Consider the following 22487-nt stretch of genomic DNA (forward strand, 5'->3'; position numbering starts at 1 on the left):
GCGATGAAATTCCTGTGGAAACGTTCCGAAAACAGCCGTCTGGCGATCCTGACGATGGTGATACTGCTGCTTGCGTGGGAAGGCGCGGTCCGCTTCTTCGGCGTGCGCGAGTTCCTGCTGCCGGCGCCAAGCAAGATCATCGCGGACTTCATGGAGCAGCCGGGCTTCCTGCTGCTGCAGAGCCTGGACACGCTCCAGACCACGCTGGCCGGCTTTGTGCTGGCCGTCGTGCTCGGCGTGGGCGCGGCGATCGGCATCGTCTACTCGCGCTTTCTCGACCGCACGCTCTACGCCCTCATGGTCGCGCTGAACGCGGTACCGAAAGTCGCGCTCGCGCCGCTGTTCGTGATCTGGCTCGGCACGGGTTCGGCCCCGAAGATCGCCATCGCGATGTTGATCGCGATCTTCCCGATCCTGATCGATACGGTCCTGGGCCTGAAGTCGATCGATCCGGAGATGCTCAACATGGCGCGCGCCAACCAGGCCTCGCGCAGCAAGGTGCTGTGGAAAATCCGATTCCCCAACGCGCTGCCGAGCATCTTCGCGGGCATGAAGGTCGGTATCTCGTTCGCGCTGGTCGGGACGATCGTGGGCGAGTTCGTGGCGGGCGAGACCGGACTCGGCCACGTCATCCTCGTGGCGCAGGGCAGCTTCAATACGCCAACCGTATTCGTGGCGCTGGCACTGCTGTGCGTGCTCGGCGTGATCCTGTTCAAGGCGCTGGAACTGGCGGAAGAGCGGCTGCTGCCGTGGCATGCTTCGCAGCGGGGAAAGCCGGCGGCCGAACCCGCGGCGTCATCGCACGCGGAGAAGCCGCTGGGGCTGTTCGCGGAAGCCAAGCGCTAGCAGGTTGCAAGACCGTCGGCAAGCCTGGCCGCGCCATCGTCGATGATGCATTGTCCGGTACGGACGGAAGTGCTGCGGAACAGGATCACGCCTGCTTCGCGCCAGGCTTCCGTCCTCAGCGTATCGCCGGGATAGAAGACACCCGCGTAGCGCGCGCCGATCTCTCCGAGTGCGGTGAGTCCTCCGGGCGCCAGCGGCCCGGCGGCGGATGCCGCGATACCGAGGTTGCAGAGGCCGTGCAGGATCGGTGCATCGAGACCCGCCGCGCGCGCGACGTCGGGGTCCGCGTGCAGCGGGTTTGTGTCGCCACACAGGCGGTACAGCAGCGCCTGATTCGGCTGCGTCGGCCATGCCGCGACGTGGTCTGGCGCCCGCGCGGGGAAGCCCGGATGTGGCCGGCGGGGGGCCGGCTCGCCGCCGAAGCCGCCGTTCGCGCGAGCCAGGGCCTGTCCCCTGACGATGCCGATTTCTTCCCCGGTGTCGTCGTCCGTGACGACGCGGCGCCATGCGATGATCGCGCCTCGGCCGGGCCCCCTGTCGTAGACCGCCTCCACCGCCGTGCGCGCACGCACATGGCCCGATGTCGCGAGCGGTTTCGGGAGCGAGAGGTCGTGCGACAACGCCACGAGGTGTTCCCATCGGATGCCGGTCCGCGGATCGCGCATCCAGTCCGACGAGGACGCCAGTACCGCCAGCTGCGTCGGCAGCGCGATCAGGTCCTGTTCATAGACGTAGCGGAGACTCGACGCGTCGTCGGGCTGGTTGCCGAATCCGAGTCCCAGCGCATAGAGGATGCAGTCCTTCGGGCCATATCGCTGCCGGATATCCGGCATCTCGACATCGACGAGCGCCCGCAGGTCGGGCGGGTTCAATCCCGGGCTCCGGTGCCCAGCACCTCGTCCGTATGCTGGCCGAGCCTCGGCGGGCCGTAGCGGATCTCGGCGGGCGTGGCCGAGAGCATCATCGCGCTGCGCGGCATCAGCAGCTGCCCTTCCGACGCGTGATCGAACACCTCGAAGAAACCGGTCTCCGCCAGGTGCGGATCCGCGCGGACGTCCTCGAGTTCGTTCGCGGGCCCGGCGGGAATCTCCGCGGCGGCGAAGGCTTCCAGCCACGCCTCCCGCGACCTGGTGCCGAGTGCGGCTTCCACGAGGTTGTAAAGCTCGACGACATGGGTCATGCGCTGCCCGATGGTCGCGAACCGCGCGTCATCGCGCAGGTCGCTTCGGCCGATCAGCGCGAACAGGCGATGCCATTGCGCATCGGTATTGGCGACGATGCAAAGCGGCTTGTCGCCCGTGCCGAGCGGCCGATGCACGGCGCTGAACACGCGGGCATAGCCGAGCGGTGCCGCCGCCTTGCCGGGCTCGGGCACGAACACGTGGTCCGCCATATGCTCATGCAGGTTGAAACCGGCCATGGCCTCCAGCATCGGCAGCTGGACTTCCTGCCCGATGCCCGCGCGCTCGCGATGCAGCAGCGCCGTCACGATGGCCGAGTACAGATACACGCCGCACAGCTTGTCGGCCATCAGCATCGGGATGTAGCCGGGTTGACCCGTCATGCGCTGGTTCAATCCGGGCACGCCGCTCAGCCCCTGGATCACGTCGTCGTAGGCGGGCCGGTCGAAGTAGCGGCCGCCCTTGCCGAATCCCTGCGCGGTGGCGTGAATCAGCCGGGGAAAACGCCCTGCAAGGCTGGCGTAATCGACGCCGAGGCGCTCGGCCGCGCCCGCGCGCATGTTGTGCACGACCACGTCCGCGCCGGCGATCAGCGATTGCAGCTGCGCGCGTCCGGACGGCTGCTTGAGGTCCAGCACGACGCTGCGCTTGTTGCGGTTGAGGTTGAGAAAGAACGAGCCCATGCCGGGCGACCGCTTCTGCCCGATGCCTCGCGTGGGATCGCCTTCGGGCGGCTCGATCTTGATGACGTCCGCTCCCATGTCGCCCAGCATCTGCGTGGCCACGGGTCCCATCAGGAACGTGGTGATGTCGATGACGCGAATGCCTTCCAGAGCGCCGGCCATATGTCTGTCTCCTTTATTCGATCTTGTCTGTCTGAGGCGTTATCCCCGATACGCCTTCACGATGCCGCCGCCGATGATCAGCCGCTGCACCTCGCTCGCTCCTTCATAGATGCGGAGCGCGCGCACATCGCGATAGAGCGCCTCCACCTCCTCGCCCACGCGCACGCCCGCCCCGCCCCAGATCTGCACGGCGGCATCCACGACGCGCTGGGCGGACTCGGTGGAGACGAGCTTGGCCATGGCGGCCTCTCGCGGCGTCGGCATGCCCTGATCCCGCAGCCATGCGGCGCGATACACGAGCAAGGCGGACGATTCCACCGCCGTCGCCATATCGGCGAGCGTGGCCTGCGTCAGTTGCATGTCGGCGAGCACGGTGCCGAACATCTCGCGCGAGAGCGCGCGTTCCACGCCCAGCCGCAATGCCTTGCGGGCAAACCCGAGCGCCGCCGCCGCGACCGACGTCCGGAAGATGTCGAGCGTCCGCATCGCAAGCTTGAACCCTTCCCCCTCGCCGCCCAGCCGCATGCCCGCATCCACGCGGCAGTCGCGAAAGCGTAACCGCGCCAGCGGATGCGGGGAGATGACATCGATGCGCTCGGCGATCTCGAGCCCCGGGTTGTCCGCATCGACGATAAAGGCGGAGATGCCCGCGGACCGCGTCGTGCCGGGCTCGCGCGCAAAGACGACGTAGAAGTCCGCGATACCGCCGTTGGAAATCCACATCTTCTCGCCATCGAGCACGTAACCGCCCTGCACGCGCGCGGCTTCGCAGCGCATGCCGCCAACGTCCGAGCCGGCGTCGGGCTCGGATAGCGCGAACGCCGCGATCTTCCTGCCTTTTGCCACATCGGCGAGGTAGGCCTCCTGCTGCGCGGGCGAGCCCGCCAGCGAGATGGCGCCGGAGCCGAGCCCCTGCATCGCAAAGCTGAAATCGGCAAGCGGGCTGGTCTGCGCGAGCAGTTCGCGCGCCAGGCATAGCGCGCGGGAGTCGAGCACGGCGTTCCCCGATGCATCGAGTCGCGGCACGCACGATGCGAGGATGCCTGCGTCACCGAGGCTGCGTACCAGCGATCGGCAGTGCTCGTCGACGTCCTGCGTCGTCTTCGGTGCCGGGATGGCGGCGAACGCGGACGTGGTCCAGTCGAGGAGCCGTTCCGCGGCTTCCCGATGCCGCGCGTCGAAGAATGGAAGCGTGAGATGTTCCAGCGGCGTAACTGTTGTCATGGGTCTCAAGTGGCGCGTGCGAAGCGTGAACCGCCGCACGGTCGAGAACCGATCGCGTCAACGCGAATCGGGCTTGACCAAAAACATACTACTGCGTAGCATTATTTTCAAGCACGACGCGCACGCCTGAAAAATATAGATGGAGACATGATGGCATTGCCCCTGGAAGGACTTCTTGTGGTGGCGGTCGAACAGGCCGCCGCGGCCCCCTACGCTTCGTCCCGGCTCGCCGACGCCGGCGCGCGCGTGATCAAGATCGAGCGCGCCGGGGGCGATTTTGCGCGCGGCTACGACTCCGCCGTCCATGGCGACAGCACGTATTTCGTCTGGCTCAACCGCGGCAAGGAATCGATCGTGCTCGATTTCGCGAACCCGGACGATGCCGCATTGCTGCAGCGCATGATCGCGCAGGCCGATGTGCTGATCCAGAACCTGGGCCCGGGCGCCGCGCAACGCGCCGGCTTCGGCTGGGAAGCGATGCGGGCCCGCCATCCGCGTCTGGTGACATGCGATATCACCGGTTACGGAGAGGAAGGCCCCTACGCCGGCATGCGCGCATACGACCTGCTCGTGCAGGCGGAAAGCGGCATCGCTTCGGTGACGGGTACGCCCGAGGCGCCGGGCCGCATCGGCATCTCCGCCTGCGATATCGCCACCGGCATGTACGCGCACGCCGCCATCCTCGAAGCGTTGCTGCAGCGCGAGCGCACGGGCGCCGGGAGCGCCATCCATGTGTCGCTGTTCGATGCGATGAGCGACTGGATGACCGTGCCCCTGCTCCACTACGAGTACGCGGGAATGATCTGGCCGCGTGTGGGCCTGTCGCATCCGACCATCGCGCCCTACGGCGCGTTTCCCGTGGGCGGTGCCGTGGGCAACGAGGAAACCGTGCTGATCGGGATTCAGAACGACGGCGAATGGCGCCGCCTCGCGCAGGACGTGCTCAAACGCCCGGAACTGCTGGAGAAGCCGGAGTTCGCGACGAACCTTTCGCGCGTCGCGCACCGTGCCGTGCTCGACCGGGAGATCGCGACGACATTGGCGACGATGACCAGGGCGGAGGTCGTGCAGGCGCTGCAGGCCGCGCGCATCGCGTTCGCGTCGGTCAACGACGTCACGCAGTTGTCCACGCATCCGCAACTGCGGCGCGTCACCGTGCCGACCGTGCACGGCGAGGCGCGACTGGTGGCACCCCCGGCAACCTTCCGCGGCGAGCCGCGGCAACTGGGCCATGTGCCCGGCCTCGGGCAACACGGCACCGCCATCCGCGACGAGTTCACGCAATGACCTCCGCGCCAACCCCTATCGGTAACGCCCCATGAGCGACAAGATCCTGATCGAGAAGCACGCCGCAGTCACCACCATCGTCATCAACCGCCCGGCCGTACGCAATGCGCTCGACCGCGAAGCGACCGCGGCGCTGGGCGCGGCACTGCGCGCGTTCGAGAACGACGATGAAGCGCGGGTCGCCGTACTGTGGGGGGCCGGCGGCGCGTTCTGCGCGGGCGCGGACCTCAAGGAGCTCGCGGCGGGCGCGGAGTACGACGCATGGGCCGGCACCGACGGTCCGCTTTCCCGACCCGCGCGCAAGCCCGTCATCGCGGCGGTGGCGGGCCATGCGTGCGCGGGCGGCCTCGGGCTGGCGCTCTGGTGCGACATCCGCATTGCCGAGCAATCGGCCGCGTTCGCCGTGCTGTCGCGCCGTTGGGGCGTGCCGATGAGCGATGGCACGACCGTGCGGCTGCCCCGGCTGATCGGCACGAGCCATGCGCTGGACATGCTGCTGACCGCGCGCATCGTGTCCGCGGAGGAAGCATTGCGCATGGGGCTCGCGACGCGCGTGGTGCCCGACGGGACCGCGCGATCGGCCGCCGAGAGCCTTGCGGCCACCATCGCCGCCTTTCCGCAGATCGCGATGAATACGGATCGCGAATCGGTGTACCGGCAGGATGGCGAACCGATGGCCAATGCGCTCGCGATCGAGGCTGAACTGGCCGAGCGGGCGAAGCGGCTGGAGGCGCAGGCGGGCGCAAGCCGGTTCGCCGCCGGCATGGGCCGGCATGGAGCGGCCGCATGAAGGCCGTCGTCTGCCGCGAGCTCGGGCTCGCGCATACCGAATACGCCGAGGTGGATCGCCCCATCCTCGGCCCCGACGGCATCCGCATTCGGGTGCATGCCGCGGGCGTGAGCTTTGCCAATCTGCTGGTCCTCGAAGGCAAGCATCAGAACCGCTGGGCGCCGCCGTTCACGCCCGGCACCGAAGTGGCCGGCGTGGTGCTCGAGTGCGGCGAGCGTACGTCGCTGTTCAAGCCTGGCGACCGCGTGGTCGCCGGTGTCCGCATCGGCGGCTATGCCGAGGAGGTCGTCGCGCCCGAGTCGACGGTGTTCGCGCTGCCGGACGCCGTGGACTACGACGCGGCGGTGCAATTCCCGACCATCTATGCCACGGCCTATGGCGCCCTCAAATGGCGTGCGCAGGTCGCATCCGGCGAGACGCTGCTGGTCCACGGCGCCGCGGGCGGCAGCGGGCTGGCGGCCATCGAGATCGGCAAGCGGCTCGGCGCGCGCGTGATCGCGACCGCGGGCGATGCCGCCAAGCTCGAGGCGGCGCGGCGGCACGGTGCCGACGTCGCCATCCACTACCGCGAGGAGAATTTTCGCGACGTGGTGTTGCGGGAAACCGGTCAGCGCGGCGCGGATGTCATCTTCGACCCCGTCGGTGGCGACACCTTCAACGAATCGCTGCGATGCATCGCGCCCGATGGCCGAATCATTCCGATGGGCTTCGCCGGGGGCACGATTCCGCAGATTCCCGCGAACCTCGTGCTGGTCAAGAACGTCACGGTCATCGGCATCTACTGGGGTTACTACATGGGCTGGGGCAAGCAGCTGCCGCCGCCCGCCGTCGTACAGCGCGTGCGCGACGCGTTCGACGACATGCTCGGCTGGGCCGCGGCGGGAACGCTGCGTCCCGAAACCTACGCGACGTATCCGCTCGCACGGTTCCGCGAGGCGCTGGACGCGATTACCGAGCGCAAGGTGATTGGACGGGTCGCGCTGCACCCGTTCCCGGCGGCCTGAATACGCGATAACAACGACCCGAAGAGGAGACAGACATGACATTCCGCATCACGCACCCTGTGGCCGCAACGGCCCTGCTCGGCATCGGCATGGCGCTGGCATCCGGCCACGCGGCCGCGCAGGCCGAGTACCCCGACAAGCCGATCAAGCTCGTGGTGCCCTACCCGCCGGGCTCGGGCACCGACACCGTGGCCCGCTATGCCGCGAGGCGCATGGAAGCGGCGCTCGGCAAGCCCGTCGTCATCGAGAACAAGCCGGGCGGCAACGCGATCATCGCCGCGCAGACGGTCATCAATGCGCCGGCCGACGGCTACACGCTGCTATGGGCAGCCAACGGCCCCGTGACGACGAACGTCGCGCTCTACGACAAGCTGCCCTACAATCCGCTGACCGACCTCGAACCCGTCGCGCGCGTGGCGTACTCGCCGATGGGCCTCTACGTACCGGCCGACTCTCCGTACAAGACCGCGTCGGATCTGTTCGCCGATGCGAAGAAGCGGCCCAACAAGCTGAATTACGGCAGCGGCAGCGCCACGTACAACATCGCGACCGAATGGCTGATGTCGCTGGTGGGCGCCAAGGCCAATGCCATCTCCTACAAGGGCAGCAGCCCCACGCTCACGGACCTCGCCGGCAAGCAGGTGGACTTCGCGATTGCCGAATACAGCGCCGGCCTGCCGCTGGTCAAGGGCGGCAAGCTGCGCATGCTCGCCCTGACGTCCGACCGCCGCATGAAGTCCGAGCCCGAGATGCCGACCTTGCAGGAACTCGGCTACAAGGAGTTCTTCCAGGTGGCATGGTGGGGTGTCTTCGCGCCGAAGGGAACGCCGAAGCCCGTGGTGACGCGGATCGAAAGCACGCTGCTGACGATTTTCAAGGACGCCGAGACGGCGCAGTACCTCGACCAGAACAACTTCAGCGCCTTTATCGGGACGGCGGAGCAGTTGCGCGCGTTCCAGAAGACCGAGATCGAGCGGGAGACGAAGCTCGTGGAGCGTTTCAATATTCCCAAGCTGTAATCTGCTATCTTTGCATCCCTCCGGCGCGTAGAGCACACAAAGCACAGAGCAAGAGAACAAAGGCATGGGACGCAAACGTCAGATCGGGACCCCGGAAGGCGACGAGAAACAGCTGGCCATCCTCGATGCGGCAGCCTCGATCTTCATGAAGCTGGGTTTCGCCGCCACGTCGCTCGACGATATCAGCGACAGCTATGGCGCGACCAAGGGGATCATCTACTACCACTTCCGCAGCAAGACCATCCTGTTCTTCGCCGTGCAGCGCCGGGCGATGGAGCTGACGCGGGCTGCCATCGAACCCGCCGCGGCATCGGCGGGGCCGGCGCGGCAGCGGCTCGAAGCGATGGCCTTCGCGCATGCCATGCTGATGATGGAGCATCTGGATTACCTGCGCGTTGCCGCGCAGGGTCTGGAGCTCCAGCTGGGCGGCCGCACCACGGAAGAGGAACGCGCGGAGATCAAGCGCATTACCGCGCTGCGCGACGGCAACGAGCGCCTCTATCTCCAGGTGCTGGAAGAAGGCGTCGCCAGCGGCGAGTTTCGCGAGATGGACGTGCGGATCGTCGTCAAGGCGCTGCTTGGCGCATTGAACTGGACCTCGCGCTGGTACCAGCCGCGCAAGACCGAGACGAAGAAGGACCGCGAAGCCATCGCGGCCGAGATCGCGCGGTATGCGGTCAATGGGTTGAACCGCTGATGCGCTATGAACTGACGGACCTGCGTCTGTTCCAGGCCATCGCCGAAGCCCACAGCCTGGCGGGCGGTGCGAATGCCGCCCATATCACGGCATCGGCTGCCAGCTATCGGCTGAAGAACCTCGAGCACGCGCTCGGCATTCCGCTGTTCGTACGCAGCCCGCGCGGCATGGATCTGACACCGGCCGGCGAGATGCTGCTGTCGCATGTGCGCGAACTGCTGCAGGGCATCGAACGCATGCACGCGGAGGTCGGCCAGTTTGCCAGCGGACTCAAGGGGCATATCCGCCTGCTGGCCAACAGCAGCTCGCTCAACGGCTTCATCATCCCGAGCGTGAGCCGCTTTCTTGCGGCGCACCCCGAGGTCAATATCGACCTCGAAGAGCGGGCGAGCCAGGCGATCGTTGCGGCCGTGACCGCGCACGAGGCCGATATCGGCATTCTTGCCAACGAACTCACGGACGAAGCCAGCGCGACAGGGGTACGCGCCGTACGCTATGCGGTGGACGAACTCGTGCTTGCGGTACCGGCGGGCCACCCGCTGGCGCGCGAGTCGAGCGTGCGCTTTGGCGCGGCGCTCGGCTTCGACTTCGTCTGCATGAGCCGCAACAGCAGCAACTTCCTGTTTCTCAAGGATATGGCCCAGCGGGCCGGCAGGCAGCCGAACGTCAGGCTGCACGCGCATGGGTTCGAGGCGGTGCTGTCGCTCGCGGAAGCCGGCGTAGGGATCGCGCTGGTCCCGCGCAGCGTGGCGTCGGACGCGATTCGGGCCGGCCGCGTCGTCGCGGTGGCGCTCGACGAACCGTGGGCCGTTCGGGAGTTGAACCTCGTGACCCGTGCCGACGGCAAGCTGCCCGGATTCGCGGCGGCATTCGTGCAGTTTCTGCTGAGCGATCCGCGCGTGGCCATCACGCGCGAACCGTCGTCTACCGCTTCCGGTTGATAAAGCTCGCCATGTGTTGCTGAGGTTCGCCGGTCTCGAACGCGCGGCCGAACTCGGCGACGCTGTTCTCGATCGCATCGTCGAGCGGCGCCTCTTCCCATTCGCGCAGCAGCCGCTTCTGTTGCCGCACCACCTGCGGGCCGAAGCCGGCCAGCAGATCGGCTACGCGAGCGACCTCCGCATCCAGTTCCGCCAACGGCACGACGCGGCTGACCAGTCCGGCCGCGAGGGACTCGGCGGCATCGGCGATCTCGCCCGTCAGCAGATACCACGCCGTGCGCGCATTGCCGATGAGGCGGGGCATCAGCGCGGCATGGATCACAGAGGGAATTCCCACCTTGACCTCGGGCATGCCGAGCTTCGCGTCGTCCGCGGCAATGCGGAGATCGCAGGCAAGGGCCAGTTCGAGCCCGCCACCCAGGCACCAGCCTGGCATGCGCGCGATGACCGGGACCGGGAAATGCCGCAGCGCATCGCAGAGGTCGCGCAGGCCGCTGATAAACGCTTCGGCCGTGTCGCGCTGCAGTACGGCCATCTCGTTGATATCGGCCCCGCCAATAAAGCCCTTGTCGCCGGTGCCGCGCACGACCAGCACGCGCACCTCCTTGCGCTCGGCCAGCGCCTGCACGGCATGGGTAAGGTCCGCGATGACGGGCGTGCCAAGGATATTCAGCGATTTGGCCTGCCGGATGGTGATCGTCGCGATGCCACGCGCATCGATGTCGACCGCAGCGTGGTGGTGGGAAAGGTTTTCGCTCATCGATCGTTCTCCTTACTGCAGCTTCTCGAAGCGGATGTCTTCGACAACCTTCTTCCAATGCTGATTTTGCGTGCGGATGAGATCCGCGAACGCCTGACGCGTCGTCCATGCCGGAATGGCGCCCTGCTTCTCGATGGCCGCGACGACCTCCGGCTCCGCGAGCACCTGCTTCACGGCCGCGTTGATCTTGTCGAGGATCGGCGCGGGGGTGCCTGCCGGCGCGCCGAGCCCGAACCACGACGGATTGTTCATGGCCGGCAGGCCGGCCTCCGCGTAGGTCGGCACGTTCGGCAGCATCTTCAGGCGCCTGGGCGCGGCCACCGCCAGCGGACGCAGCTTGCCGCCTTCGATCAGCCCCGACGACGACGGAATGTTGTCGAACACGACCTGGATCTGCCCGGCCATGGCATCGTTGAGCGCGGGCCCCAGCCCCTTGTACGGCACGTGCAGCATGCGCGTGCCCGTGACGTTCATGAACAGCTCGCCATTCATATGGCTCAGGCCGCCGTTGCCGGACGAGCCGAACGAGTACTTGCCCGGCTGCGCTTTCAGCAGCTTGATGAATGCCGCCAGGTCCTGTGCCGGGAACGCGGGATTCACGACGAGCACGTTCGGTACGTCGGCCAGGTTGCTGATGGGATCGAAATCCTTCACGGGGTCGTACGCGGTCTTCTGGTAGACGTTGGGGTTGACCGCGTGCGAGCTTTCGACCTCCATGACCAGTGTGTAGCCGTCCGCGGGCTGCTTGGCCGCGAACGCGCTGCCGACGGCGCCACCCGCGCCCGGCCGGTTCTCCACGACGACGGGCTGCTTGAGCACCGCGCCCAGTCGCGTACCGACGACGCGCGCGATGATGTCCGTGGTGCCACCGGCCGCGTAGGGGACGATCAGCTTGATGGGCTTGTCCGGCCACGCGGACGCCTGCACCGCGCCGAACGGGCTCATGCCGGCGAGCGCTGCCAGGGTGACGAGGGAATGCTGCAACTTCATTGTTGTCTCCGTACCATGCTGTTGTTGTCTGCCGTTGTCCGCAGTTGTGAAATAAGCGGTCACGCCGCTGCCTATACCCCACCCGTGTGTTCGCCGAGCAGCGGCGGCGGCTGCAAGGGCTGGGGATTGGCCGGCAACATGGGGTTGCGGACCATGGAAATCGTGCCCATGACCGGGTGCTCCGCGGTCTGCTGCATCCGGCGGTGCCGGACTTGCGGATGCGCGAATACCTCTTCCATCGTGTTGATCGGCCCCCATGGCACGCCAGCGGCGTCGAATGCGCGGGTCCAGTCCTCGCGCGCGCGGGTGGGAAACACGTCCGTCAGCACGGCCCGGAGCGACGCGATGTTTCCGATGCGGTCCGAGTTGGTGATATAGCGCGGGTCCGCCGCCAGATCGCCGCGGCCCGCGACTTCGCAGAACCGCGCGAACTGCGCGTCGTTGCCGATGGCGAGGATCAGATAGCCATCGGCGCAGCGGAATACCTCGTACGGCGCACAGTTCGGATGCGCGTTGCCGCTGCGTTGCGGGTTGTCGCCGGAGATCAGGTAGTTGGCGCCCTGATTGGCATTGAGCGCGACGGCGACGTCCAGCAATGCGATATCGAGGTGCTGTCCCTCGCCCGTTTGCTGGCGCTGGTACAGCGCGGCCAGCACGGCCGAGGTCGCATACATGCCCGTACTCAGGTCCACCACGGCCACGCCCGTGCGCAGCGGCCCCGCGCCCGGGCTACCGTCGGGCTGGCCCGTATAGCTCATCAACCCGCCCATGCCCTGAAACACGTAGTCGTAGCCGGGCTTGTCGGCCATCGGGCCGTCCTGGCCGAAGCCCGTGATCGACAGATAGATCAGCCGCGGGTTGACGGCCTTGAGCGATGCATAGTCCAGGCCGTAGCGCTTGAGCGTGCCCACCTTGTAGTTCTCGACCAGCACGTCGGCATCGCGCGCGAGTTCGAGCAGCCGCGCCGCGCCCTCCGGCACGCTGTAGTCGATGCCGACGGAACGCTTGCCGCGATTGCAGCTGATGAAGTAGGCCGACATGCGCTGTTCGCTGCCGTCTTCCGCAATCTGATACGGCGGCCCCCAGCCGCGCGTGTCGTCGCCGCGCTGCGGATGTTCCACCTTTACGACGTCGGCGCCCAGGTCCGCGAGATTCTGCGTGCACCATGGCCCCGCCAGAATGCGCGATAGATCCAGTACCCGAACGCCTTCCAATGCCCGATGCAACATCACCGCTCCGTCTTCTCGTATTACGTGGCGCCGAGTGTAGGGACGCCACCGCCAAAAATCGATTCGAAAGTTTTCAACGCTGCGTTCGCGGCAGCTTGATCAGCGCTCGCCGTCGAAACGCCGGGCACCGTTCGCGACGAGTCGCTCTAGCAGCGGCGCCGGCGCCCAGTGCGCGCCGTGCCGCGCGTGCAGCGCGCGAATCCGGTCCAGTACGTGCGCGAGGCCGAGCGTTTCCGCATGGAACATCGGGCCGCCGCGCCATGCGGGAAACCCATAGCCGTGCACATACACGACATCGATATCCGACGCGCGCCTTGCAATCCCCTCGTCGAGAATCATGGCGCCCTCGTTGATCAGCGCGAGCATGCTGCGCTCGACGATCTCCTCGTCCGAGATCGCCCGGCGCGCGATGCCGGCTTCCCGCGCACAATCGGCGATCAATGCATCGACCAGCGGATCGGGAATCGGTGTGCGGCTGCCCGCTTCGTAGCGGTAGTAGCCACCCTGGGTCTTCTGGCCGAAGCGGCCCAGCTCGCAGATGCGATCGGCAACCTTCGAGTAACGCAGGTGCGCGGGCCGTGTGGGCGCCAGACGCTTGCGCGTGGCCCAGTTGATGTCCATGCCCGCGAGATCGGCCATCGCGAGGGGGCCCATCGCCATGCCAAACCCCGTCAGCGCGCGATCCACCTGCTCGGGCGACGCGCCCTCTTCCAGCAGAAAGCCCGCCTCGCGCCAGTACGGCGTCAGCATGCGGTTGCCGACGAACCCTTCGCAAACCCCCACGAGCACCGGAACCTTGCCGATGCGCCGCGCCATGTCCATGCAGGTGGCAATGACGTCGACACCCGTTGCCCTGCCGCGCACCACCTCCAGCAGCGTCATGACGTTTGCCGGACTGAAGAAATGCAGGCCGATCACGTCGGCGGGGCGCCGCGTGGATGCCGCGATGACGTCGACGTCGAGGCGCGAGGTGTTGGTGGCAAGAATCGCCGAAGGCTTGCACACCGCATCGAGCCGCCGGAATATGTCCTGCTTCACGGCCATGTCCTCGAACACCGCTTCCACGATCAGGTCCGCGTCCGCCATCGCGTCGAACGCGAGCGTCGGCGCAATCCGCGCGATGCGTTCCGCGATCTGTGCCGAGGTGATCTTGCCCTTGGAGGCGGTGACGTCGTAATTGCGGCGGATAAGCGCGAGGCCCCTGTCCAGTGCCGCCTGCTCGCGCTCCACGAGCGTGACCGGGATGCCCGCATTCACGAACGCCATGGTGATGCCAACGCCCATGGTGCCGGCGCCCAGCACGGCCACGCGGTCGAGCGGGCGCAGCGGTACGCCCTTGCCTTCGGCGAACTTCGGCGCTTCGCGTTCGGCAAAGAAGCTGTGGCGCAGCGCTTTCGACTCCGGTCCCGCGACCAGTTCGTCGAAGCGCGCGCGCTCGAAGGCAACGCCCTCGTCGAACGGCAGACGCGTCGCGGCCCGCACGCATTGCACGCAAGCCCGTTGCGCGACGGCATTGCGCGCCTTGCGGCCGATGGCCGCCAGACGGGCGTCGAAGTCGATCGGGCATGCCGCAACCTCGCGCCGCGCGGCCACCGGGAACGCGCGGGCATCTGCCGCGGCACGACGGCACACGTCCGCCGCCAACGCCACGACGCGGCCTGCGTCCGGCACATCTGCTTCGCCCTCGACGACCGCATCCGCCAGGCCGATCTGCACGGCTACCGCGCCTGTCACCGGTGTGCCGGTCTGGATCATGTCCAGCGCACGCTCCACACCCACGAGACGCGGCAAGCGCTGGGTACCGCCACCGCCGGGCACGAGCCCGATGTTCACCTCCGGCAGCCCCAGGCGCGCGCCGGCCGCGACCACGCGAAAGTGGCAACCCAGCGCGAGTTCCAGCCCGCCGCCCAGCGCCACGCCGTGAACGGCGGCGACCACGGGCTTGCGCGACGTGGCGAGCAGCGCCTGGATATCCTTCGACTGCGGCCACGCGGTGGCGGCCGGCGTATTGAACTGCCGGATGTCCGCGCCACCGCAGAACACCTTGCCCGCCCCGGCGATCACGATCCCGGCGATGGCGGCGTCCTCGAATGCCTGCGTCAGGCCCGCGTGAATGCCGGCGCGCGTCGTATCGCCAAGCCCATTGACGGGCGGATTGTCGAGCCAGAGGACGGCGATATCGCCTTGCCGCTCGAGCGTGACCGTGGGTGAGAGACGAATGGAGCCGGATGCGTGGGACATGTCGGGATGGAAGACGGGATGGAAGACGGGATGGGATTCAGCGGATACGTGGTTCAGGCATCGATGCGCACCACGCGCTTGACGAAAATGCCGGGCGTCACGACATGCTCGGGGTCGATCGTGCCCAGCGGCACGCGCTCGCGCACCTGCACGATGGCGGTCCGTGCCGCCGTGCACATCGGCGGTCCGAAGTTGCGGCCGGCTTTCCGGTAGGTGAGGTTGCCCCATCGATCGGCACGGTCCGCCTTGACCAGTGCGAAGTCGCCGTGCAGCGGCCGCTCGAACACGTAGCCGACGCCATCGATGACACGGGTCTCCTTGCCTTCGGCGAGCGCGGTGCCGTAGGCCGTGGGCGTCAGAAATCCGCCCAGGCCGGCGCCGGCCGCGCGCAGGCGCTCCGCCAGCGTGCCCTGCGGCACGCACTCGAACTCGATCTGGCCAGCGGCATAGGCATCTTCGAACGCCATGGCTTCCGCACCGCGCGGATACGAGGCCAGCAGGCGCCGCACGCGCCCGAGCCGGATCAGCCTGGCCAGCCCCGTCTCGCCCGTACCGCCGTTGTTGCAGACGATGGTCAGATCGCGGGCGCCCTGTTCGGCCAGCGCCTCGAGCAGCTCGATCGGCTGCCCGGAAGTGCCAAATCCGCTGACCAGCACGGTCGCGCCATCGTGGATGTCGGCCACGGCGGCCATGGCGGACTCGAAGAACTTGTCGATCATCGCCACAGGCCCCTATCGATGCGCCGAAAGAATGGCGGTGGCCTGGCTGGACAGCACGCCGCCATTGCCGTGCACGAGCGCGGTTTCCACGTCGGCCACCTGCCGGTCTCCCGCCTCGCGACGGAGCTGCGTGACGGCCTCGATTACCAGAAAGATGCTGTACATCCCCGGGTGCACACACGACAGGCCGCCGCCGTTCGTGTTCATGGGAAAGTCGCCGCCAGGGGCGATGCGGCCGCCAGAGACGAACGCACCGCCCTCGCCCTTTGCGCAGAAGCCGAGGTCTTCCAGAAACAGGATCGGGTTGATCGTGAACGCGTCGTACAGCTCGACCACATCGATGTCCTTCGGCGTGAGCCCCGCCTGCGCAAACGCCTTTGCCCCGGAGTCGATGGCCGGCGTACGCGTCAGGTCCTCCATGCACGAAATCTGCCGGTGCCAGTGCGCATGTCCGACGCCGAGCACGTAGACCGGCTTCGCGTGCAGCGCCCTGGCGCGGTCCGCGCGCGCCACGACGAATGCGCCCGCGCCGTCGGTAACCAGGCAGCAATCGCGCACCGTCAGCGGATCGGAGATCATCTTCGCGCCGATGACGTCGTCAACGGTCAGCGGGTCGCGCGCGAACGCATCGGGATTGCGCTGCGCCCACTGGCGCGCCGCCACTGCCACCTCCGCCAGCTGCGTGCGCGTGGTGCCGTACTCGTGCATATGCCGCGCGGCGGCCAGCGCATAGCTCGTGACCGGGTTGAACGGCTTGTAAGGATGCTCGTAGGGCTGGGGGTCGAGTTCGGCGCGCATGGCGTTGACGCGCGAACTGCTCGGAATGCTGCGCGGATTGCTGCCGTAGCAGATCAGCACGTTGTCGCACTCGCCCGCTTCGATCGCCATTGCCGCGATGCGGATATCCGCGATAAAGGACGACCCGCCAAACATCGTGCTGTCGGAGAAGCGCGGGCGAATGCCGAGGTACTCGGCCATGCGCATGACCCACCATGGCGACGTGAGGCTCGACGTCACGAGCCCGTCGATATCGGCCATGCGCAGCCCGCTCGCGGTCACGGCCGTCCGGGCTGCCTCGGCGATGATTTCCTGCTCGGTGCGGCCTCCCGCGTGGCCGAGGCCCGCCAGTCCCGTGCCGAGAATCGCCACGCCGGCGCGATCCGTTGCCTTGATCATTGCGCGCCTCCCGCAGGTACGAATTCCAGCAACGTTTCGTCGCCTTCCCGCCCGATACGCGCCTTCACCCGGGCGCCAATCTTCACCTCGCCGGGATCGATATCGACGACGCGGCTCATCAGGCGCGGCCCCTCGTCGAGGTCGACGAGGCATACGTTGTGGGAGCGCTCCTTCCCGCGGACCACCGTGGTCGAGTACACGCGACCATAGCCGGATGGCGCCACCCACTGCAGATCGTCCGCACCGCAGAACGGACAGACGACGCGCGGGAAAAAATGAAACCGGTCGCACGCGCGGCATCGGGGGATCTCGAATACGCCCTCGGCAAGCCGGCCGAAATATCGTGCGTCGGCACTCGTGGTGGTCTCCTCTGTACGATTCATGGGCGCGCTCATTGCTCGATCTGCACGCCGGTGAGCTTCACCGTGTTCCGCCACTTGGCCACTTCCTCCCCGACGTAGTCGCGAAACGCGGCCGGACTCAGGCCACCAGCCGCTTCCGCCTGTTGCCGCTTGAGCTTGGCGACCATGTCGGGCGACGCCATGATGCGATTCACTTCGGCATTCAATCGCGCGACGATGTCCTTCGGCGTGCCCGCGGGTGCATAAAGGCCGAGCCACGTATAGGCATCGAAGTTCTTGTAGCCGGCCTCCGCGATCGTGGGCACGTCGGGAAACAGCTTGCTGCGCTCGGCGCCGGTCACGGCGATCGGCCGCAGCTTGCCCGCGGCGACGAAGGCGGACACGCTCATGGAGTCCTGGAACACCACGGGAATCTGTCCCGCCACCACCGCGCTGGTCGATGGCGATGCGCCCTTGTACGGCACGTGCACGAGCGGGGCACCGGTCATATGCCGGAACAGTTCGCCGGCCAGATGGGTCGATCCGCCCGCGCCCGCCGAACCATAGGGCACGCTCCCCTGCTCCTTCGCCCATTTGACGAACTCGGGCACGGTGTGGACCGGCACGGCGGGGTTCACGACGAGCATGTTCGGCGCCTTGGCGATCAGCGCGATGGGTTCGAAGTCCAGCACCGGGCGATAGCGGACCGACTTCTGCACGGCGGGTCCGATGACGTGCCCCGTGGCGCTGAGCAGCAGCGTGTAACCGTCCGCGGGACGCCGGGCGACGTACTCGGTCGCGATCTGACCCGCGGCGCCGGGCCGGTTCTCGACGACAAAGCTCTGCTTGAATGCCTCGCCGAGTTCCGCCGCCAGCAGGCGGCCCACGATATCGGTCATTCCCCCGGGCGCGAAGGCCACCACGACGGTGACCGGCCTGGAGGGATAGGATTCGGCGTGCGCGGACGGAAAGGCGGCGCTGCCCAGGATCAGGCAGGCGCTGGCCTGCGCCAACAGGCGCCGGCGGGCGAGGCTTCGGATCATCGTTGTCTCCTGCGTCGTGGAACGCGTCGTCACAAGAGGTGGCGCGCGCTTTCGTTGTGAGCGCCAGTATATTTTTCCGGGCCGGAGAGACCTATCCGAAAGTTTCGAAGCACGCGTTCGTGGAAATTCAACGCGCCCGCCGGGCGGTGATGTGCAAGAACGGGAAGACGCCCGGGCAAAAACTACAACGCCCGCCGCGCAACGTCGATTTCCGCGTGGTGTCGCCCCGGGTATGACTCTTGCCCCACCCGGAGAGACATCACAACGGGAGAAGACGATGACCACCGGCAAGCCAAACCAATCTTCGCCGCGCCCCAGCGATCCGCATCAGGAGCGGCGCGACAAGGATCACCGCGAGACGCCGGGACCGGGCGGCACGAAACCGCTGCCGACGACGAAGGAAGTGCAGAAGGATCTCGACAATTCGACCCACGACCGGGGACGCGGACTGCCGCGGGACAAGTCGGACGTGCCCGCGGATCAGTGAGGCGCACCCCCGTCGCCATAGGCGGGCGGCCGCTGCACGACGGGGGCGCCCGCCAGCAGTATCTCCTCGGCGTTCCCGGTTCTGGGCGGATAGATGCGCGCGTGGTTGATGACGAACTTGGTCTTCTTGGCGACCTCGCCTTCCGCAACGAGGCGCCGATCCCACCCTTCCGTGTACACGGCGCCCCAGGGCCCGAGGTCGAGGATCGTCGTGTACCAGTCGATGCTGAGCGGAAGCATGGGTTCGCCCAGCCACTCGGCCGCGGCGTTATGCCCGGCAAAGCGGCCCATGGGCCGCGCGTGCTGGCAGGACATGACCGACGGATGCTCGCCGTCGATCAGGGCCTCGGCGGCGTCGCCCGCGGCGAACACGTTGGGAATACCGTGGACGCGCATAAACGTGTCCACGGGCAGCCTGCCCATGGCATCGAGCGTGACGGGCAGCGACGCATTGAGCGGATGCGCGCGCATGCCGCCGCACCATACGACCGTCGATGCCGGCACATAGGTCCCGTCCGTCAGCGTCGCACCCGACGCATCGATGGACGCGACGGAGAAACCGGGCCACATCTCGATGCCGAGTTCGCGGCATGCGCGTTCGATCACGGGCTGGGCACCGCCCATGGCCGCGCCGATCTGTGCGTTGCGGTCCGCGAGGATGGTCCGGCAAGCGGCATGCTCGCCCGATCCCGCGGCCTCACGCAGACGGTGGGGAAGCTCCAGTGCCAGCTCGATACCGGTCAGCCCCGCGCCGATGACGAGCGCGGTAAAGCGGCCCTCCACGGGCGGCAGCGCGGACAGCCTGCCGACATGATCGCGAAGGCGTCTGGCGCCATCGTAGGTGTCGATGTCGAACGCATGTTGCAGGCCGGGAATGGGGGGCCGCGCCAGCCGGCTACCGGTGGCGACGACGAGCCGCGCATACGGCAAGGGCCGCGTCTCGCCGCCCTCTCGCACCGCGACGGTTTGCGCGTCGGCGTCGATGCCGGTCACTTCCCCCATGATGTGCCGGACTCCGATCGGGTCTAGCACCTCCGCGTAGGGCACGCGCGTACTGGCCAGATCCGCCTCATAGTTGCGCACCCGTATCCTGTGATGCGGGTGGGGGTCGATCAAGACGACCTCGACACCGGCTTGCGCGGCACCTGCTTCGCGAAGCCTGCGCGCCGCACCTACCGCGCTCCACAATCCGCCGAAACCGCCGCCCACGACAATGATGCGTTGCATGCGAGCCTCCGTCTGCCTATCAGAAGCATAGTGCCGCCAGCGCAATGCGCGTATCCGCGGGCACCGGTACCGGCCGTCCGGAATCCCGATCCACATACACATGCACGAAGTGGCCGGCCGCGCAGATCGCGGCGTCGCCTTCGCGGAATACCGCCACCTCGTAGCGCACGCTCGAATTACCGAGCTTCGCCACGCGCACGCCGATCTCTAGACGGTCGGGGAAAGCGACGGAGCGGAAGTACGAGCAGCCCGTATCGACGACCAGACCCACGACCCTTCCGCCATGGATATCGAGCACGCCCCGCTCGATCAGATACTGGTTCACCGCGGTGTCGAAGTAGCTGTAATAGGTGACGTTGTTGACGTGGCCATACACGTCGTTGTCCATCCAGCGCGTCTGCACCGTGGCCAGATGCGGGTAGTCCGCGCGCGTCGCGTCACGCATGGCGCGCGGCTCCGTCCCGGTCCACCGCGCTGATGAAGTCGAACACCACGCGGTTGAACGCTTCGGGCTCTTCGAGGTTCACCGCATGCGTGGTGCGCGGCACGATCCAGAGTCGCGCGTCCGGAATCGTGCGCTTCATGAACAGCGCGGGCTCGATGCAGGGTTCGTCGTCATCGCCGGTCACGATCAGCGCGGGCACGCGCAACGCGCGCATCTGGGCCTCCAGTTCGTAAATGGTCTTGCGGCGCATCTGGTATCCGCGCGTGGTCAGCGAGGAGCCCAGCGCCGAGTGTTCGGCGAACTGGCGATTGAACTGCTCGAATCCGCGCGGGTTCTTCTCCTTGAAGCGGCGGCGGATCGGGCTGTTGGCGTAGTGGACGATGCCCTGCTCCATGCCGAGCGTGACGAGACGCTCCGCGAGCTCGCCGCTGTCCCGCAGGAATTGCTCGCGCCGCGCGGGGTCCGAGCCGTGGCCCGCGCCGACGATCGTCAGCGAGCGGGCTTTCTCCGGATACGTCAGGCCGAAGTTCAGCGTGGCGTAGCCACCCATCGATACGCCCACGATATGGGCGCTCTCGACGCCCGCCCAGCGCATCACGCCGGCGATATCCTCCACCGCGAACGCCTGGCCGTACTGCTCGACGTCGTTGGGCACATCGGAAGGCGGATAGCCCCGGGCATTGAACGTGATGCACCGGAAGTGCGGCCCGAAGAAGCGCACCTGATCGTCATAGTTGCGGTAGTCGCCCGCGAACTCGTGGACAAAGACGATCGGCGCGCCAGTGCCGGTGGACTCGACGAAAAGCCGTACGCCGTTGGATTCCGCAAACTGCATGGTGTCGTCTCGCTCTATTGTTGTTCTCGATATGCTCGTAGCCCGAAGAGTATAGCCAGTCCATCGATCGAGGAAAAATATTGAATAACAATGACTCCATCGCGTAGGCTTATGGCATGGAATTCAAGCAACTCAGGTATTTCGTGAAGATCGCCGAGCTCGGCAACATGACGCGCGCGTCGGAGGCGCTGCGCATCGCGCAGCCCGCGCTGAGCCAGCAGATCATCAATCTGGAGACCGAACTCGGTGCGCGGCTGCTCGACCGCGGCGTCTATGGCGCGCGGCTGACCAGTTCCGGCGAGGTACTGTACGGCTACGCTAAATCGCTGCTGCGCCAGCACGAGGATGTCCGGCAGGCGGTGTCGGAGGAAGTGGCCCACCCGACCGGCCGGACCGCGATCGGCATTCCGGGCAGTACCGGCAAGATGCTGGCGGAGCCGCTCGTGCGCGAGCTGCTGTCGAGCGGCGGCATTCTGCTGGAAATCGTCGAGCGGCCCAGCGCGGAGCTCGTCGACCTCGTTGCCGCGGGCAAGCTCGATATCGCGATCGCCGTCGATGCGCAGCCGCGGCGCGGCGCGCGCGTGACGCCGCTGTTCACGGAGGCGCTCTACGCGGTGCTGCCGCAGACCGCGGTGGAAGGCCGCCAGACGCTGAAGCTCCGCGAGCTCGCCAACAGTCCGCTGATCCTGCCCAGCGCGCCCAGCACCATCCGCCAGCGCGTGGAGGCCGCCCTGCTCGACAAGCGGCTCAAGTACCGGCTCGTCAGCGAGGTGAGCTCCACGGACATGCTGATCCGGCTCGTGGCGGCCAATCTGGGGTGGACCGTACTACCGTGGTCGGCGCTCTCGGACGACGTCCAGCGCCAGACCCGCATCACCGCACTGCCGATTGCCGGCTACCGGCTCGATCGCGAGATCTCGCTGTGCGTGTCCGACACGCTGCCACTGAGCCGCGCCGCCGAAGTCGTCGTGGCCACGACGCTGGCGATCCTCAAACAGCTGCTGGACAGCGGCAGCTGGCGCGGCGCGCGGCTATTGCCCGACGGGCCCCTGACCGATCCATCGTAATTTCCTATCGAGCCATCCCAATTCCATATTTTTTTTCGTTGAACGGCGTTCTTATACTGGGCGCACGCATCAGGACGAAATAAAAAAGGATTGG

23 protein-coding genes are annotated in these 22487 nt (G+C 67.2%); 9 read left to right on the forward strand and 14 right to left on the reverse strand.

Going from position 1 to position 22487, the window contains the following annotated elements:
* Positions 1–3 precede the first annotated feature (3 nt).
* The gene (locus AAHB16_RS13265) at positions 4–846 is read left to right on the forward strand and encodes an ABC transporter permease (protein WP_150377066.1); all 843 of its coding nucleotides are present in this window, start codon (positions 4–6) and stop codon (positions 844–846) included.
* Here the strand turns inward: AAHB16_RS13265 and AAHB16_RS13270 are convergent.
* The 3 genes from AAHB16_RS13270 to AAHB16_RS13280 are packed head-to-tail and all read right to left on the reverse strand — an operon-like array spanning position 843 to position 4096.
* Positions 843–1718, reverse strand: coding sequence for a MaoC family dehydratase (locus AAHB16_RS13270; RefSeq protein WP_342051082.1), 876 nt, complete (start codon positions 1716–1718; stop codon positions 843–845). The genes AAHB16_RS13265 and AAHB16_RS13270 overlap by 4 nt on opposite strands.
* Positions 1715–2872, reverse strand: coding sequence for a CaiB/BaiF CoA transferase family protein (locus tag AAHB16_RS13275; RefSeq protein ID WP_342051083.1), 1158 nt, complete (start codon positions 2870–2872; stop codon positions 1715–1717). The genes AAHB16_RS13270 and AAHB16_RS13275 overlap by 4 nt, the downstream gene beginning before the upstream one ends.
* Positions 2873–2911: 39 nt before the next feature.
* Positions 2912–4096 (reverse strand): acyl-CoA dehydrogenase family protein, encoded by a 1185-nt coding sequence (locus AAHB16_RS13280; protein WP_342051084.1) that lies wholly within the window; start codon positions 4094–4096, stop codon positions 2912–2914.
* A 150-nt stretch (positions 4097–4246) separates the two neighbouring features.
* Between AAHB16_RS13280 and AAHB16_RS13285 the strand changes: the two genes are divergently transcribed.
* From AAHB16_RS13285 to AAHB16_RS13310, 6 genes are all read left to right on the forward strand, one after another.
* A complete protein-coding gene (locus tag AAHB16_RS13285) occupies positions 4247–5383 on the forward strand; it encodes a CaiB/BaiF CoA transferase family protein (protein ID WP_342051085.1) in 1137 nt (378 codons plus the stop codon).
* A gap of 31 nt (positions 5384–5414) precedes the next feature.
* Positions 5415–6173, forward strand: a complete 759-nt coding sequence (locus AAHB16_RS13290; protein ID WP_150377062.1) for a crotonase/enoyl-CoA hydratase family protein — start codon at positions 5415–5417, stop codon at positions 6171–6173.
* The gene (locus tag AAHB16_RS13295; protein ID WP_150377061.1) at positions 6170–7177 is read left to right on the forward strand and encodes an NADPH:quinone oxidoreductase family protein; all 1008 of its coding nucleotides are present in this window, start codon (positions 6170–6172) and stop codon (positions 7175–7177) included. The genes AAHB16_RS13290 and AAHB16_RS13295 overlap by 4 nt, the downstream gene beginning before the upstream one ends.
* Positions 7178–7212: 35 nt before the next feature.
* Positions 7213–8196: a Bug family tripartite tricarboxylate transporter substrate binding protein gene (locus AAHB16_RS13300; RefSeq protein WP_191002320.1), complete on the forward strand. Its 984-nt coding sequence runs from the start codon at positions 7213–7215 to the stop codon at positions 8194–8196.
* 64 nt (positions 8197–8260) lie between these two features.
* Positions 8261–8893 carry a TetR/AcrR family transcriptional regulator gene (locus AAHB16_RS13305; protein WP_150377060.1) on the forward strand — a complete coding sequence of 211 codons (633 nt, stop codon included), beginning with the start codon at positions 8261–8263 and terminating at the stop codon, positions 8891–8893.
* Positions 8893–9834: a LysR family transcriptional regulator gene (locus AAHB16_RS13310; RefSeq protein ID WP_150377059.1), complete on the forward strand. Its 942-nt coding sequence runs from the start codon at positions 8893–8895 to the stop codon at positions 9832–9834. Before AAHB16_RS13305 ends, AAHB16_RS13310 begins: the two co-directional genes overlap by 1 nt.
* Here the strand turns inward: AAHB16_RS13310 and AAHB16_RS13315 are convergent.
* From AAHB16_RS13315 to AAHB16_RS13350, 8 genes are all read right to left on the reverse strand, one after another.
* Positions 9818–10594, reverse strand: a complete 777-nt coding sequence (locus AAHB16_RS13315; RefSeq protein ID WP_150377058.1) for an enoyl-CoA hydratase — start codon at positions 10592–10594, stop codon at positions 9818–9820. The genes AAHB16_RS13310 and AAHB16_RS13315 overlap by 17 nt on opposite strands.
* A gap of 12 nt (positions 10595–10606) precedes the next feature.
* Positions 10607–11539: a Bug family tripartite tricarboxylate transporter substrate binding protein gene (locus AAHB16_RS13320; RefSeq protein ID WP_342051115.1), complete on the reverse strand. Its 933-nt coding sequence runs from the start codon at positions 11537–11539 to the stop codon at positions 10607–10609.
* 116 nt (positions 11540–11655) lie between these two features.
* A complete protein-coding gene (locus AAHB16_RS13325; RefSeq protein WP_342051116.1) occupies positions 11656–12813 on the reverse strand; it encodes a CaiB/BaiF CoA transferase family protein in 1158 nt (385 codons plus the stop codon).
* A 99-nt stretch (positions 12814–12912) separates the two neighbouring features.
* A complete protein-coding gene (locus AAHB16_RS13330; protein WP_342051086.1) occupies positions 12913–15054 on the reverse strand; it encodes a 3-hydroxyacyl-CoA dehydrogenase NAD-binding domain-containing protein in 2142 nt (713 codons plus the stop codon).
* A gap of 53 nt (positions 15055–15107) precedes the next feature.
* Complete coding sequence (locus tag AAHB16_RS13335; protein ID WP_150377056.1) at positions 15108–15773, reverse strand: 3-oxoacid CoA-transferase subunit A; 666 nt, start codon at positions 15771–15773, stop codon at positions 15108–15110.
* A gap of 12 nt (positions 15774–15785) precedes the next feature.
* Positions 15786–16949, reverse strand: coding sequence for a thiolase (locus tag AAHB16_RS13340; RefSeq protein WP_342051087.1), 1164 nt, complete (start codon positions 16947–16949; stop codon positions 15786–15788).
* Entirely contained in the window at positions 16946–17332 is a 387-nt protein-coding gene (locus AAHB16_RS13345; protein ID WP_342051088.1) for a Zn-ribbon domain-containing OB-fold protein, read from the reverse strand. The genes AAHB16_RS13340 and AAHB16_RS13345 overlap by 4 nt, the downstream gene beginning before the upstream one ends.
* Before the next feature lie 8 nt (positions 17333–17340).
* Complete coding sequence (locus tag AAHB16_RS13350; protein WP_342051089.1) at positions 17341–18333, reverse strand: tripartite tricarboxylate transporter substrate binding protein; 993 nt, start codon at positions 18331–18333, stop codon at positions 17341–17343.
* Between the two features lie 277 nt (positions 18334–18610).
* On the opposite strand from AAHB16_RS13350, the gene AAHB16_RS13355 reads away from it, so the two are divergent.
* The gene (locus AAHB16_RS13355; protein ID WP_342051090.1) at positions 18611–18820 is read left to right on the forward strand and encodes a hypothetical protein; all 210 of its coding nucleotides are present in this window, start codon (positions 18611–18613) and stop codon (positions 18818–18820) included.
* Here AAHB16_RS13355 and AAHB16_RS13360 read toward each other — a convergent pair.
* From AAHB16_RS13360 to AAHB16_RS13370, 3 genes are read right to left on the reverse strand one after another with little or no spacing between them, the layout of a single operon-like run.
* Positions 18814–20046, reverse strand: a complete 1233-nt coding sequence (locus AAHB16_RS13360; RefSeq protein WP_342051091.1) for an NAD(P)/FAD-dependent oxidoreductase — start codon at positions 20044–20046, stop codon at positions 18814–18816. The genes AAHB16_RS13355 and AAHB16_RS13360 overlap by 7 nt on opposite strands.
* 19 nt (positions 20047–20065) lie before the next feature.
* Positions 20066–20491: an acyl-CoA thioesterase gene (locus tag AAHB16_RS13365; protein ID WP_150377051.1), complete on the reverse strand. Its 426-nt coding sequence runs from the start codon at positions 20489–20491 to the stop codon at positions 20066–20068.
* A complete protein-coding gene (locus AAHB16_RS13370) occupies positions 20484–21326 on the reverse strand; it encodes an alpha/beta fold hydrolase (RefSeq protein WP_342051092.1) in 843 nt (280 codons plus the stop codon). The genes AAHB16_RS13365 and AAHB16_RS13370 overlap by 8 nt, the downstream gene beginning before the upstream one ends.
* 116 nt (positions 21327–21442) lie before the next feature.
* Between AAHB16_RS13370 and AAHB16_RS13375 the strand changes: the two genes are divergently transcribed.
* Entirely contained in the window at positions 21443–22393 is a 951-nt protein-coding gene (locus tag AAHB16_RS13375; RefSeq protein ID WP_342051093.1) for a LysR substrate-binding domain-containing protein, read from the forward strand.
* Positions 22394–22487: the final 94 nt, after the last annotated feature.

The organism is Cupriavidus sp. OTU4054 (assembly GCF_038440175.1).
In the GTDB taxonomy this organism is placed as follows: Bacteria; Pseudomonadota; Gammaproteobacteria; order Burkholderiales; family Burkholderiaceae; genus Cupriavidus; species Cupriavidus pauculus_D.

Excerpts from the sequence above, each read along its gene's own strand:
- AAHB16_RS13290 (WP_150377062.1), top strand. The coding sequence starts at position 5,415 with ATGAGCGACAAGATCCTGATCGAGAAGCACGCCGCAGTCACCACCATC.
- AAHB16_RS13310 (WP_150377059.1), top strand. The coding sequence starts at position 8,893 with ATGCGCTATGAACTGACGGACCTGCGTCTGTTCCAGGCCATCGCCGAA.
- AAHB16_RS13370 (WP_342051092.1), bottom strand. The coding sequence starts at position 21,326 with ATGCAGTTTGCGGAATCCAACGGCGTACGGCTTTTCGTCGAGTCCACC.
- AAHB16_RS13360 (WP_342051091.1), bottom strand. The coding sequence starts at position 20,046 with ATGCAACGCATCATTGTCGTGGGCGGCGGTTTCGGCGGATTGTGGAGC.
- AAHB16_RS13355 (WP_342051090.1), top strand. The coding sequence starts at position 18,611 with ATGACCACCGGCAAGCCAAACCAATCTTCGCCGCGCCCCAGCGATCCG.
- AAHB16_RS13295 (WP_150377061.1), top strand. The coding sequence starts at position 6,170 with ATGAAGGCCGTCGTCTGCCGCGAGCTCGGGCTCGCGCATACCGAATAC.
- AAHB16_RS13300 (WP_191002320.1), top strand. The coding sequence starts at position 7,213 with ATGACATTCCGCATCACGCACCCTGTGGCCGCAACGGCCCTGCTCGGC.
- AAHB16_RS13275 (WP_342051083.1), bottom strand. The coding sequence starts at position 2,872 with ATGGCCGGCGCTCTGGAAGGCATTCGCGTCATCGACATCACCACGTTC.
- AAHB16_RS13280 (WP_342051084.1), bottom strand. The coding sequence starts at position 4,096 with ATGACAACAGTTACGCCGCTGGAACATCTCACGCTTCCATTCTTCGAC.
- AAHB16_RS13320 (WP_342051115.1), bottom strand. The coding sequence starts at position 11,539 with ATGAGCCCGTTCGGCGCGGTGCAGGCGTCCGCGTGGCCGGACAAGCCC.
- AAHB16_RS13315 (WP_150377058.1), bottom strand. The coding sequence starts at position 10,594 with ATGAGCGAAAACCTTTCCCACCACCACGCTGCGGTCGACATCGATGCG.
- AAHB16_RS13335 (WP_150377056.1), bottom strand. The coding sequence starts at position 15,773 with ATGATCGACAAGTTCTTCGAGTCCGCCATGGCCGCCGTGGCCGACATC.
- AAHB16_RS13365 (WP_150377051.1), bottom strand. The coding sequence starts at position 20,491 with ATGCGTGACGCGACGCGCGCGGACTACCCGCATCTGGCCACGGTGCAG.
- AAHB16_RS13350 (WP_342051089.1), bottom strand. The coding sequence starts at position 18,333 with ATGATCCGAAGCCTCGCCCGCCGGCGCCTGTTGGCGCAGGCCAGCGCC.
- AAHB16_RS13265 (WP_150377066.1), top strand. The coding sequence starts at position 4 with ATGAAATTCCTGTGGAAACGTTCCGAAAACAGCCGTCTGGCGATCCTG.
- AAHB16_RS13325 (WP_342051116.1), bottom strand. The coding sequence starts at position 12,813 with ATGTTGCATCGGGCATTGGAAGGCGTTCGGGTACTGGATCTATCGCGC.
- AAHB16_RS13340 (WP_342051087.1), bottom strand. The coding sequence starts at position 16,949 with ATGATCAAGGCAACGGATCGCGCCGGCGTGGCGATTCTCGGCACGGGA.
- AAHB16_RS13305 (WP_150377060.1), top strand. The coding sequence starts at position 8,261 with ATGGGACGCAAACGTCAGATCGGGACCCCGGAAGGCGACGAGAAACAG.
- AAHB16_RS13375 (WP_342051093.1), top strand. The coding sequence starts at position 21,443 with ATGGAATTCAAGCAACTCAGGTATTTCGTGAAGATCGCCGAGCTCGGC.
- AAHB16_RS13345 (WP_342051088.1), bottom strand. The coding sequence starts at position 17,332 with ATGAATCGTACAGAGGAGACCACCACGAGTGCCGACGCACGATATTTC.
- AAHB16_RS13285 (WP_342051085.1), top strand. The coding sequence starts at position 4,247 with ATGGCATTGCCCCTGGAAGGACTTCTTGTGGTGGCGGTCGAACAGGCC.
- AAHB16_RS13330 (WP_342051086.1), bottom strand. The coding sequence starts at position 15,054 with ATGTCCCACGCATCCGGCTCCATTCGTCTCTCACCCACGGTCACGCTC.